The organism is Rhodococcus sp. IEGM 1409, assembly GCF_030056735.1.
Classification (GTDB): Bacteria; Actinomycetota; Actinomycetes; order Mycobacteriales; family Mycobacteriaceae; genus Rhodococcus_F.
In genome coordinates, this window is the sequence record NZ_JASHKN010000005.1 from 321,859 (window position 1) to 333,495 (window position 11,637).

The following is an 11,637-nucleotide window of genomic DNA, read 5'->3' on the forward strand; positions in this document are numbered from 1 at the left end:
GCGGTCACTGTATTCCTTTGCTGGGCAACTGGGTCCAGTCCTTCGCAAAGGTTACGATAGCAATAGGTGACCATTCGGACAATTTGAATCGATGGGCATACGATCAATCCCGCAATAGCTCATTGCGTGAAATTATCAATATAAGTGCAGGTGAGAAGGTATAACTGCATGCAGGCGAATGGTTTCGGCACTGATTGATTTTTACCCACTCAAGTCTATTCGTCGGTTGAACACCGGACTTTAGTCCTTTTAATTCCGGCAAACATAATGCTGGCAGTTCGCTGATTTCTGAATCACCGCTGCGGCAACCGGGTAGCAATATCGAGATATCGCAAGTTGCTTTTCAGTGATGTCGGGTCAGTGCAGCGCAAGCGTCATATTTGTGGATTCAACGGTCCCTTGTCGGCAAGGTTGCCGCCATCTGCAAATATTTGCCTTCGCACTTGTCCGGTCTGGATCTTCCAGTGAAGTACGCCCCCCGCGACTCTTCAGCACCGATTTCCGATGTGCAACCAGTAGTCGGCACTTACCTACCGGGTCAGGATGCCTTCCGTTTCGGGTGCCGGAACAGGTTTCCCGGTGAGCGGATCGACTTCCTCGAGCGGCGGAACGTCTTCGCCGTCGAGCACGCGGCGCATGCGCTCCTTGTCGAGCTGCCCCTCCCAATTGGCGACCACGAAGGTTGCGACACAGTTCCCGAGCAGGTTCACCGACACCCGCATCGAGTCCATGATTCGATCGGCGCCCAGTAGGAGGGCGACTGCGGCGACCGGAATTGCGCCGTGACCGATTGCGGCCACGGTGGCGGACAGTGCGAGGAACGAAGATCCCGGTACCCCGGCCATTCCCTTGGACGTGAGCATCAGTACCAGGACGGCAGTGATCTGTTCGCCGAGCGTCAGGTCCACACCGAGTGCCTGAGCCAGAAACAGCATGCATATCGACAGGTACAGCGTTGCGCCGTCGAGATTGAACGAGTACCCGGTTGGTACCACCAATCCTGTGGTCGTTCGCGAGCATCCGGCGTTGGTGAGCTTGACCATGATTCGGGGCAGAACTACTTCGGTCGACGCCGTTCCCAACGCTAGGAAGAGTTCGTCCTTGATGTACTTGACGAACTTCCACAGGTTCACACCCGCGAAGTACCTGACTATCGCGGCCAGGATGAGAATGAACAGGACGGCCGCGAGATAGCATGCGGCGATCAGCTTTCCGTAGCTTCCGAGCGAAGCAATCCCGTACTGGCCGACGATGTACGCCATCGCGCCCAAAGCGCCTAATGGTGCGAGTCTCATGATCCAGCCGATGATCGTGAAGAACAGATGGCTCAGGCGATCGACGAGTTCGAACACGATCGGTGGGCCGCTCTCGCCTGCCTTGGCCAAGGCGAGTCCGAACAGTACTGCGAAGAAGAGGACTTGGAGGAGTGCGTTCTCGGCGAAGGCTGAAACTATGGACACCGGAATGATATTGAGCAGGAACTCGACGGTGTGGGGAAGTTCGCCACTTCCAGTCTTGGCGGCCACGGCGTCCGCACCGTTCGCCAGTGTCTCCGGATCGATGTTGAATCCCGCTCCTGGTTTCATCAGGTTGCCGATGAGCAGTCCGAACAGCAGCGCGAAGGTGGTCACGACCTCGAAGTAGATGAGAGCCTTGACGCCGATGCGCCCCACCGCTTTCAGGTCGCCGACGTGGGCGATCCCGATCACGACGGTGCAGAAGATGATCGGAGCGATCAGCATTTTGATCAGTTGATGAACCCGTCGGCAAGGGGCTTGAGATTCGCGCCGAATTCCGGCCACAACCAGCCGATGAGAACACCGATGGCGATAGCGGCGATCAATTGCACAAACAGGGATCGGTACCAGGGTGGTTTGTTGGCGAGCCGCTCGAGCTCGCTGTTCGGCAGTTTTACGGAAGTGGCCATGGACGAGAACGCTAGGTCCGCTTGATTGCGAAAGAATAACTCGCGAATGTCCTGCGTGTAACACGTCCAGGTTGCAGCTCGGACAACAATTCGGTCAACAAGCGACAGTTGTGTGTGACTGTGGTTATTGTTTCCCTGAGCGGTGATCTTCCGTCCGCGTGCATGCACGACGTGTGAGAGGGGCTGTCATGGGGCAAATTATCGGAACCATCATTTTCGGCGCAGTCATCGGAATCCTGGCTCGTCTCGTACTGCCAGGTAAGCAGCAGTACGGCATGATCATCACCGTCGTCCTCGGTGTCGCCGGAGCGCTTATCGGGTACTGGGTCTGGGGAGCGATCTCGGACAAGGGCAACACAGATGGGATTGACTGGATCCGGTGGATCATCAGCATCGCCGCAGCGGCAGTGCTCTCGATCGGCTACAGCGCCGTCACAGGCAAGAAATAGCAAGCCTACGTAATTCGAAAAGTGCGCCCTCCCGAGGCTCGGGAGGGCGCACTTTTTCGGCTGATCCTAGTTTTGTGTCCCCAGTTCTGTGCGCCCAATTGTGAGCGAACGGCACTCTCGTCGCCTCAGATGCGCCGAAAGGCGCGTTCGCTCAGGGGGAGGGCGCGTAAATTCAGAGCGCCCGTCGCTGAAGATGCAAGGCCTCGAGGAACTGGGCCGGTAGATCCTGCTCGAGGATTTCGTCGTCGGGATGTGGCAAAGCCTTGATCTTTGCGAACTCGTCGTTGAGGCGTTCCATCTTGACGTCGAGTCGGTGTGCCGCGGCAGCAGCCTCGGTGAGTTCGTCGAGGAGTTCGACGGGAACCTCGCGGTTGTACTTGTAGTAGATCTTGTGTTCGAGGCTCGCCCAGAAATCCATCGCGATGGTGCGGATCTGGAGTTCGATCGGAACGTGCCGGACGCGGTCGCTCATGAAAACCGGGACCTCGACGATCAGGTGCAAGCTCTTGTAGCCGTTGGGTTTCGGATCGGCGATGTAGTCCTCGCGCTCGATCACACGAAGGTCCGTCTGGCTGGTGAGCATCTCGGCGATGCGGTACGTGTCGGAAATGAAGCTGCAGGTGATGCGTATTCCGGCGATGTCGAAGATGTTCTTCGAGATGTCGTCGATCGTGAGCGGAATGTTCAGGCGCTGAGCCTTACGCAGGATGCTGTCCGGCGACTTGACCCGTGACGTGACGTGTTCGATGGGGCTGTACTGATTGATGTGAGTGAACTCGTCCTTGAGGATGTTCACTTTGGTCATCAGTTCGGAGATTCCGAATTGGTACAACATCATGAAGCGGGAGAACTCGGTCCGCAGTTCGGCAAAATCGGCCCTGCTGACACCACTGCTGTCTTCCACGTTCGGCACCCTCATCTGTTAGCTGGTGTAACCAGTCTGCCACCGATCGTGCCGTGTCCGGTTTCAGCGGGTGCGCAGTGCGGCGAGTGTCATATCCCGCAGGACGCGCCGTGCGCATGCCGGCGAAGCGGGGTTGGCGCTGTGTGGGGTCGAGTTGATCAGACCGAAGGTGGCATGTGCCTTGATGCGTGCATCCGCTTGGTCGAGCTGAGGATCGAGTTGTTCGAGCACACCAACCCACACCTCGACGTACTTGCGCTGTGTTTGACGTACTTGTCGACGTGCGTCGGCCGGCAGGCTTTCGAGATCGCGGTCCTGGATGCGGATCAGGTCCGGCTCGCCGAGAGCGAAGTCGAGGTGGAATTCCACGAGTGCGTCGAGAGCGGCACTCGGGGAGTCAGCAGCCTCCGCCGCGGCTGATCCGCCTTCGTGCAGGCGCGTGCTGATGCCGACGAGAAGCTCCACGAGGACGGCATCCTTGTTCGGGAAATGCCGGTACACGGCCGGGCCGCTGATGCCGACGGCCGCACCCAGGTCTTCGAGTCGCACACTCACGAATCCGCGCTCGGCGATCAACCGGGCGGCGGCGTCCAAGAGCTGACGACGACGATCGGCCTTCATCTGATCGCGTCGCGTCGGAGCTGCTACCTGCTCAGAGGTCATTCTCTCGATCTTTCTTCGCTTGTGTTCTGGACAACTCAGTTAATCATAGTTAATCTAGTTTCAGTTATCGAGCATTAACTCATGGCGAAGGCGGCGGGATGACTCCCAGTGGAATCACGCAAGGATCGGGCTACCGGTCCGATCACACCGTTCTGGTGGACGAACTGAAGAAGAAACTGGCGCAAGCAGCGCTGGGGGGCAACGAGCGTTCTCGCGAGCGCCACGTGAGCAGAGGGAAGCTGCTGCCGCGAGATCGCGTCGACTCGTTGCTCGATCAGGGCAGCCCGTTCCTCGAGCTGTCCCCGCTGGCGGCCAACGGCCTGTACGACGACGAGTGCCCCGGCGCCGGCGTCATCACCGGCATCGGCCGTGTGTCGGGCCGCGAGTGCGTCATCGTTGCCAACGACGCGACGGTCAAGGGTGGCACCTACTACCCGATGACGGTGAAGAAGCACCTGCGCGCGCAGGAAGTTGCGCTGCAGAACAACCTTCCGTGCATTTACCTCGTCGACTCCGGCGGCGCCTTCCTACCGCGCCAGGATGAAGTCTTCCCGGACCGTGAGCACTTCGGCCGGATCTTCTACAACCAGGCGACCATGAGCGCCAAGGGGATTCCCCAGATCGCCGCAGTTCTCGGTTCGTGCACCGCGGGCGGCGCTTACGTGCCCGCGATGAGCGACGAAGCAGTGATCGTCCGCAACCAGGGCACCATCTTCCTCGGCGGACCGCCGCTTGTGAAGGCTGCCACCGGTGAGATCGTGACGGCCGAAGAACTCGGCGGCGGCGACCTGCACTCCAAGGTTTCCGGCGTCACCGACCACCTGGCCGAGGACGACCGCGACGCACTTCGGATCGTGCGCAACATCATTGCCACACTCGGCCCCCGTTCCGAGCGCCCGTGGGACGTCATCTCCACGGTTCCGCCCGTCGCCGACCAGAGCGAGCTCTACGACGTCGTTCCGACTGATCCCCGTACTCCGTACGACGTGCACGAGGTGATCACCAAGCTCGTCGACGGCCCCGGCGGTGCCGGAAATTCTTCCAGCGCGTTCCAGGAGTTCAAGGCTGAATACGGCAAGACGCTCGTCACCGGTTTCGCCCACATCGAGGGACATCCGGTCGGCATCATCGCCAACAACGGCGTTCTCTTCGGCGAATCCGCCATGAAGGGAGCACATTTCATCGAACTGTGCGACAAGCGCAGTGTGCCGCTGCTGTTCCTGCAGAACATCGCGGGCTTCATGGTGGGACGCGACTACGAGGCCGGCGGCATCGCCAAGCACGGCGCCAAGATGGTCACGGCAGTTGCGTGTGCGCGGGTTCCCAAGCTGACGGTTGTCATCGGCGGCTCTTACGGCGCCGGCAACTACTCCATGTGTGGACGCGCGTATTCACCTCGCTTCCTGTGGATGTGGCCGAACGCGCGCATCTCGGTCATGGGCGGCGAGCAGGCCGCATCGGTGCTCTCGACCGTTCGTAGCGACCAGCTCGACAGCGCGGGTAATCCGTGGTCGGCCGAGGACGAAGAGTCCTTCAAAGCGCCGATCCGTGAGCAGTACGAGGCTCAGGGCAATCCGTACTATTCCACCGCGCGGCTGTGGGATGACGGTGTCATCGACCCCGCAGATACCAGAACTGTTCTCGGCCTGGCTCTCTCGGTGTGTGCAAACGCACCGATCGAGCCGGTCTCCTACGGCGTCTTCCGGATGTGAGCGAAATGACTGAGTTGCGCACTATCGATACTGTTCTCGTGGCGAACCGCGGTGAGATCGCGGTTCGCGTGATCCGCACGTTGCGTGAGTTGGGAATTCGCAGCGTCGCCGTCTACAGCGACGCCGACGCGAATGCTCGCCACGTCCGCGAGGCCGATACCGCCGTCAACATCGGACCGGCCGCGGCGCGTGAAAGCTACCTCGTCATCGACAAGGTGATCGACGCTGCCAAGTCCACGGGCGCTCAGGGTATTCACCCCGGCTACGGCTTCCTGTCGGAGAACTCGGCGTTCTCGGCTGCCTGTGCGGCCGCGGGAATCGCCTTCCTCGGCCCGTCCGAGCGAGCCATCGAAGTGATGGGCGACAAGATCACCGCGAAGAACGCAGTTGCCGCGTTCGACGTACCGGTGGTCCCGGGCATCGCTCGTCCGAATCTGACCGACGAAGAACTGATCGCCGCGGCCGAGGACATCGGTTACCCGGTATTGGTCAAGCCTTCAGCGGGTGGTGGCGGCAAGGGTATGCGTCTGGTCGAGGACCCGGCCAATCTGGCCGAGGCTCTTCGTAGTGCCCGCCGCGAGGCAGCGTCGTCGTTCGGCGACGACACCCTGTTCCTCGAGCGATTCGTCTTGCGGCCCCGGCACATCGAGGTCCAGGTTCTCGCCGACCAGCACGGCAACGTCGTTCACCTCGGTGAACGCGAATGCAGCCTGCAGCGGCGTCACCAGAAGGTCATCGAAGAGGCTCCGTCGCCGCTGCTCGACCAGGTGACCCGTGACCGGATCGGTGCGGCAGCGTGTAACACCGCTCGAAGCGTCGATTACACCGGCGCCGGCACCGTCGAGTTCATCGTCTCCGCAGACAAGCCCGACGAGTTCTTCTTCATGGAGATGAACACCCGCCTGCAGGTCGAGCATCCCGTCACCGAGATGGTGACCGGGCTGGATCTGGTCGAATGGCAGGTACGTGTGGCAGCGGGGGAGAAGTTGGCCTTCTCCCAGAGCGACATCACGCTGACCGGGCACGCCATCGAAGCTCGTGTGTACGCGGAGGATCCGGGCCGTGGATTCCTGCCGACCGGCGGCCGTGTCGTCGATCTGGTGGAGCCGTCCGGTTCTGGCGTGCGCGTCGATTCGGGACTGCTCGCGGGCACCGTCGTCGGCAGTGACTACGACCCGATGCTCAGCAAGGTCATCGCCCACGCTCCCGACCGCGCCGGCGCGTTGCGCAAACTCGATCGGGCACTCGGTGACACTGCCGTGCTCGGTGTTGTGACCAACATCGAGTTCGCACGATTCCTCCTCGCCGATCCGGATGTGATCGCGGGCAACCTCGACACCGGCCTGCTCGATCGTCGCGTCGAAGACTTTGTTGCAGCCGACGCCTCCGACGAGGTTCTCATCGCGGCCGCGGCATATCGCTGGCTCTCGCGGTGGGCAACTTCGGAATCCGTTGATCCCTGGGATGTTCCGAGTGGATGGCGCGTCGGAACTCCCGCTCCGACCAGCATTCGTCTCTCCGCCGGAACCCGGACGGCGCACGTCGCGATCGTCGGAGTTCCGGCCGATGCGAAGGTCGAGGTCGAAGGCTCACAGCCGCGAGCGTTCACTGCCGCGTTGACGGAATCGGAACTGGCGGTTGTGATCGACGGACGCCGACGCACGTTTGTCGTCGCCGAGACCGACGGTGGTTTGTGGCTGGCAGGCGGCGGAACCTGGCACGTACGCGAGGTCGCCGAGGTCAGTGTTCGCGGTGAGGACAAGCATGCCGGTGACGCCGAAATCGCCAGCCCCATGCCCGGTGCCGTCATCGCGGTCAACGTCGAGAACGGCGCAGTAGTGAGCGCTGGACAACCGCTCGTCGTGGTCGAGGCGATGAAGATGGAGCATTCCTTGACCTCCCCGATCGACGGAATCGTGGAAGTGCTTGTCCGTCAGGGCGATCAGGTGATGGTGGATCAGGTTCTGGCCCGAGTTGTACCTGCCGCAGACGAAGAGACTGCCGAAGAAAAGACCGAGAACACGACGCAGAAGGAAGACGCCTGATGTCCGATTACCTTGCCACCGGAGCGCTTCCGGACGAATACCAGCAGCTCGCCAAGACGGTTGCCGACTTCGCCAAGACCGTCGTGGCACCGGTTGCTGCCGAGCACGATGCCAACCACACCTTCCCGTACGAGGTAGTTGCCGGGATGGCGGACATGGGTTTGTTCGGCCTGCCCTTCCCCGAGGAGTACGGCGGAATGGGTGGCGACTACTTCGCACTCTGCCTGGCTCTCGAAGAGCTGGGCAAGGTCGACCAGAGCGTCGCGATCACTCTCGAAGCCGGAGTGTCCTTGGGTGCCATGCCCATCTACCGTTTCGGTAACGAGGCACAGAAGGAAGAGTGGCTTCCGCAGCTCACCAGCGGCAAGTCGTTGGCTGCTTTCGGCCTGACCGAACCCGGTGCGGGCAGTGACGCCGGCGGGACCAAGACCACCGCGAAGTTCGACAGCGGTGAGTGGATCATCAACGGCAACAAGCAGTTCATCACCAACTCGGGCACCGACATCACCAAGCTCGTGACGGTCACCGCGGTCACGGGTGTCAAGGACGGCGGCAAGAAGGAGATCTCGACGATCCTCGTGCCGACCACGACGCCGGGCTTCACGGCCGAGCCGGCGTACAACAAGGTCGGCTGGAACGCATCCGACACCCATCCGCTCACGTTCGCCGATGTTCGTGTCCCCGAAGAGAATCTGCTCGGTGAGCGCGGCCGCGGCTACGCGAACTTCCTGCGCATCCTCGACGAAGGCCGCATCGCTATTTCCGCGTTGAGCGTCGGTGCCGCCCAGGGCTGCGTCGACGAGTCGATCAAGTACGCGAAGGAACGCGAGGCGTTCGGTCGCCCCATCGGACACAACCAGGCGATCGCGTTCAAGATCGCGCGCATGGAGGCCCGCGCCCACGTGGCCCGTACCGCGTATTACGACGCGGCCGCACTCATGTTGTCGGGCAAGCCGTTCAAGAAGCAGGCGTCCATTGCCAAGCTCATCTCCTCCGAAGCTGCCATGGACAATGCTCGCGACGCCACCCAGATCCACGGCGGATACGGCTTCATGAACGAGTACGCCGTCGCGCGTCACTACCGTGACAGCAAGATCCTCGAAATCGGTGAGGGAACCACCGAGGTGCAGTTGATGCTCATCGCTCGTGAGGCAGGGTTGTGACGAACCCCAAGAAGATCACTCAGCGCGGACTCTGGTTCGAGGAGTTCGAGGTCGGCGCGATCTACGAGCACAGGCCAGGCCGAACGGTGACCGAGGCGGACAACGTCCTGTTCACGACTTTGACGATGAACACGCAGGCGCTGCATCTTGATGCCGCGTACAGCGAGGACGCTCAATTCGGTGTGCGGCTGGTCAATTCGATGTTCACCTTGTCGACAATCGTTGGCCTTTCGGTCGCGCAGTTGACGCAGGGCACCATCGTCGCCAACCTCGGTTTTTCCGAGATCAGCTTCCCGAAGCCGCTCTTTCACGGGGACACCCTGTACGCCGAGACGCTCATCGCGGACAAGCGTGAGTCGAAGAGCCGTCCGGGCGAAGGCATCGTGACGCTGGTGCACACCGGACGCAACCAGCACGGTGATGTCGTCGCACTCGCCACGCGCAAGACCTTGGTACAGCTCCGCCCGGCCGAGGTGTCCTCGTGACGTGGACGCCGCCGGGGCCGGCGTGGTTGTTCTGCCCGGCGGATCGTCCCGAGCGCTACGCGAAGGCCGCCGCTGTCGCCGACGTCGTGATCCTCGATCTCGAAGACGGTGTGGCTCCGACCGACAAGGAAGCTGCGCGTGCGGCCCTGATCGACACTCCACTCGATTCGGAGCGGACGGTCGTGCGCGTCAATCCGGTGGGTACTCGTGATCACGAACTCGATCTGGTCGCGTTGGACGGCACGCACTATTCACGTCTGATGCTGTCCAAGTGCGAATCAGCCGAGGACGTTCTCTCGCTCGCTCCGGCGGACGTGGTTGCACTCGTCGAATCCCCACGCGGAGCCCTCGCCGTGGCCGACATCGCTCTTGCCGCGAACGCAATCGGTGTCATGTGGGGAGCCGAGGATCTTGTTGCCGGTCTCGGCGGTAACTCGAGCAGGCACCCGAACGGTTCGTACCGCGATGTTGCCAAGCACGTCCGATCGACGTCTCTCCTGGCCGCGAAGAGCTACGGCAGATTGGCAGTCGATTCCGTGTACCTCGACATCAAGGACCTCGTCGGCCTCGGCGTCGAGTCCGCTGACGCCGTCGCAGTCGGCTTCGACGTGAAGGTCGCGATCCACCCGAGCCAGGTCGAGGTCATCCGCGGAGCCTTCGCACCTTCGGAAAAAGAGATCGACTGGGCCACACGAGTGCTTGCCGCGGTGTCTACTGAACGTGGCGTGTTCGCGTTCGAGGGCAAGATGGTCGACGCTCCCGTTCTCCGTCACGCCGAGAAGCTTCTTCACCGTGCCGGAATCTTTCAGCAGAAGGAGAACTAACGGATGAGCAAAGTCGTGAATACGGCAGCTGACGCAGTTGCCGACATCGCGAGCGGATCCAGGCTCGCAGTGGGCGGCTTCGGGCTGTGCGGTATTCCCGATGCGCTGATCGCGGCGATCGCCGACGGCGACGCCACCGACCTCGAGGTGTTCTCCAACAACTGCGGTGTCGACGACTACGGTCTCGGCATCCTGCTCGGCGCGCATCGTATCGCCAGGGTGACGGCGTCGTACGTGGGGGAGAACAAGGAGTTCGCCCGTCAGTATCTCGCTGGCGAGCTCGAAGTGGAGTTGACGCCGCAGGGGACCCTGGCCGAGCGTCTGCGAGCAGGCGGCACCGGCATTCCGGCGTTCTACACGCCGGCCGGCGTCGGCACACCGATCGCCGAGGGCGGCTTGCCGTGGCGATACAACCCGGACGGTTCGATCGCCGTGGCGTCGCCACCGAAGGCGACGGCAGTGTTCGGTGGCCGCACGTATGTATTGGAAGAGGCGATCACCGCTGACTTCGCGCTCGTGCACGCGGACTACGGCGACAGCGAAGGCAATCTCGTCTTCAACAAGACGGCGATGAACTTCAACCCGCTTGCCGCCATGGCGGGACGGATCACCATCGCGCAGGTGGAGAACCTCGTCGAGCCGGGTGACATCGACCCCGCGCACGTTCACCTTCCCGGAGTGTTCGTCGCACGCGTCGTGCATACGGGCCCACAGGAGAAGCGGATCGAGAAGCGGACCGTCTCAGGAGGTACCAAGTGAGCGGCGCAGAGGAAGCCCGAATCGGTTGGACTCGCCACGAGATGGCCGCTCGCGCTGCTGCCGAGATGCGGCCGGGTGAGTACGTCAACCTCGGTATCGGCCTGCCGACGCTGATCCCCAGCTACCTGCCGGAGGGCGTCAAGGTGGTTCTCCACAGTGAGAACGGCATCCTCGGTACCGGGCCGTACCCCGCCGACGATCAGGTCGATGCCGACCTCATCAATGCGGGTAAGGAAACCGTCACCGTCAACCCCGGGGCCGCGTTCTTCGACTCGGCCCTCTCGTTCGGGATGATCCGCGGCGGTCACATCGATACCGCAGTCCTCGGCGGCATGCAGGTGTCGAAGACCGGTGACCTCGCCAACTGGATGGTGCCAGGCAAGATGGTCAAGGGTATGGGCGGCGCGATGGACCTGGTCCACGGTGCCCGCCGCGTCATTGTCGTGATGGAGCACACCGATCGCGACGGTAACCCCAAGATCGTCGAGGCGTGCACCTTGCCGCTCACCGGTCAGGGCGTCGTCAACCGGATCATCACCGACCTTGCGGTGCTGGACGTCACCGCCGAGGGACTCGCGCTGGTGGAGCTGGCTCCCGGTGTCACCACCGAACATCTGCAGAGCGTGACTGGCGTGGCTCTGTCCTGAAGTTTCGTACCGTCAATCAAAAGAACGCGCTGACCGCTGGTCGGCGCGTTCTTTCGTCG

The 11,637-nt window shown here is 61.9% G+C and carries 10 protein-coding genes and 1 pseudogene; 8 read left to right on the forward strand and 3 right to left on the reverse strand.

All coding sequences use genetic code 11. The annotated features are described in order from the left end of the window. Nucleotides 1-530: 530 nt before the first annotated feature. Nucleotides 531-1,927: pseudogene (dctA, locus tag QM716_RS16725) on the reverse strand (C4-dicarboxylate transporter DctA). 188 nt (nt 1,928-2,115) lie between these two features. Between dctA and QM716_RS16730 the strand changes: the two are divergent. Further along, nucleotides 2,116-2,376, forward strand: a complete 261-nt coding sequence (locus QM716_RS16730) for a GlsB/YeaQ/YmgE family stress response membrane protein (protein WP_283305138.1) — start codon at nt 2,116-2,118, stop codon at nt 2,374-2,376. Nucleotides 2,377-2,548: 172 nt separating this feature from the next. Here QM716_RS16730 and QM716_RS16735 read toward each other — a convergent pair whose 3' ends face one another. Further along, the gene (locus tag QM716_RS16735; protein ID WP_283305139.1) at nt 2,549-3,295 is read right to left on the reverse strand and encodes a GTP pyrophosphokinase; all 747 of its coding nucleotides are present in this window, start codon (nt 3,293-3,295) and stop codon (nt 2,549-2,551) included. 48 nt (nt 3,296-3,343) lie between these two features. Next, entirely contained in the window at nt 3,344-3,943 is a 600-nt protein-coding gene (locus tag QM716_RS16740; protein ID WP_283305140.1) for an SACE_7040 family transcriptional regulator, read from the reverse strand. A gap of 98 nt (nt 3,944-4,041) precedes the next feature. On the opposite strand from QM716_RS16740, the gene QM716_RS16745 reads away from it, so the two are divergent. Genes QM716_RS16745 through QM716_RS16775 form a run of 7 tightly spaced genes read left to right on the forward strand, consistent with a single transcriptional unit; the run spans nt 4,042 to nt 11,578 of the window. After that, nucleotides 4,042-5,655 (forward strand): carboxyl transferase domain-containing protein, encoded by a 1,614-nt coding sequence (locus QM716_RS16745; protein WP_283305141.1) that lies wholly within the window; start codon nt 4,042-4,044, stop codon nt 5,653-5,655. 5 nt (nt 5,656-5,660) lie between these two features. Then, complete coding sequence (locus QM716_RS16750; protein WP_283305142.1) at nt 5,661-7,700, forward strand: acetyl-CoA carboxylase biotin carboxylase subunit; 2,040 nt, start codon at nt 5,661-5,663, stop codon at nt 7,698-7,700. Beyond that, nucleotides 7,700-8,863 carry an acyl-CoA dehydrogenase family protein gene (locus QM716_RS16755; RefSeq protein ID WP_020906879.1) on the forward strand — a complete coding sequence of 388 codons (1,164 nt, stop codon included), beginning with the start codon at nt 7,700-7,702 and terminating at the stop codon, nt 8,861-8,863. The genes QM716_RS16750 and QM716_RS16755 overlap by 1 nt, the downstream gene beginning before the upstream one ends. Next, nucleotides 8,860-9,348: a MaoC family dehydratase gene (locus QM716_RS16760; protein ID WP_283305143.1), complete on the forward strand. Its 489-nt coding sequence runs from the start codon at nt 8,860-8,862 to the stop codon at nt 9,346-9,348. Before QM716_RS16755 ends, QM716_RS16760 begins: the two co-directional genes overlap by 4 nt. Then, a complete protein-coding gene (locus QM716_RS16765; protein WP_283305144.1) occupies nt 9,345-10,172 on the forward strand; it encodes an HpcH/HpaI aldolase/citrate lyase family protein in 828 nt (275 codons plus the stop codon). Before QM716_RS16760 ends, QM716_RS16765 begins: the two co-directional genes overlap by 4 nt. A gap of 3 nt (nt 10,173-10,175) precedes the next feature. Then, nucleotides 10,176-10,931: a CoA transferase subunit A gene (locus tag QM716_RS16770; RefSeq protein ID WP_283305145.1), complete on the forward strand. Its 756-nt coding sequence runs from the start codon at nt 10,176-10,178 to the stop codon at nt 10,929-10,931. Between the two features lie 41 nt (nt 10,932-10,972). Then, nucleotides 10,973-11,578, forward strand: a complete 606-nt coding sequence (locus QM716_RS16775; RefSeq protein ID WP_283305159.1) for a 3-oxoacid CoA-transferase subunit B — start codon at nt 10,973-10,975, stop codon at nt 11,576-11,578. The last annotated feature ends 59 nt before the right edge of the window (nt 11,579-11,637 follow it).

Coding starts and splice junctions, on each gene's coding strand:
- QM716_RS16775 (WP_283305159.1), top strand. CDS start 10,973: ATGGCCGCTCGCGCTGCTGCCGAGATGCGGCCGGGTGAGTACGTCAAC.
- QM716_RS16745 (WP_283305141.1), top strand. CDS start 4,042: ATGACTCCCAGTGGAATCACGCAAGGATCGGGCTACCGGTCCGATCAC.
- QM716_RS16755 (WP_020906879.1), top strand. CDS start 7,700: ATGTCCGATTACCTTGCCACCGGAGCGCTTCCGGACGAATACCAGCAG.
- QM716_RS16730 (WP_283305138.1), top strand. CDS start 2,116: ATGGGGCAAATTATCGGAACCATCATTTTCGGCGCAGTCATCGGAATC.
- QM716_RS16735 (WP_283305139.1), bottom strand. CDS start 3,295: ATGAGGGTGCCGAACGTGGAAGACAGCAGTGGTGTCAGCAGGGCCGAT.
- QM716_RS16740 (WP_283305140.1), bottom strand. CDS start 3,943: ATGACCTCTGAGCAGGTAGCAGCTCCGACGCGACGCGATCAGATGAAG.
- QM716_RS16770 (WP_283305145.1), top strand. CDS start 10,176: ATGAGCAAAGTCGTGAATACGGCAGCTGACGCAGTTGCCGACATCGCG.
- QM716_RS16750 (WP_283305142.1), top strand. CDS start 5,661: ATGACTGAGTTGCGCACTATCGATACTGTTCTCGTGGCGAACCGCGGT.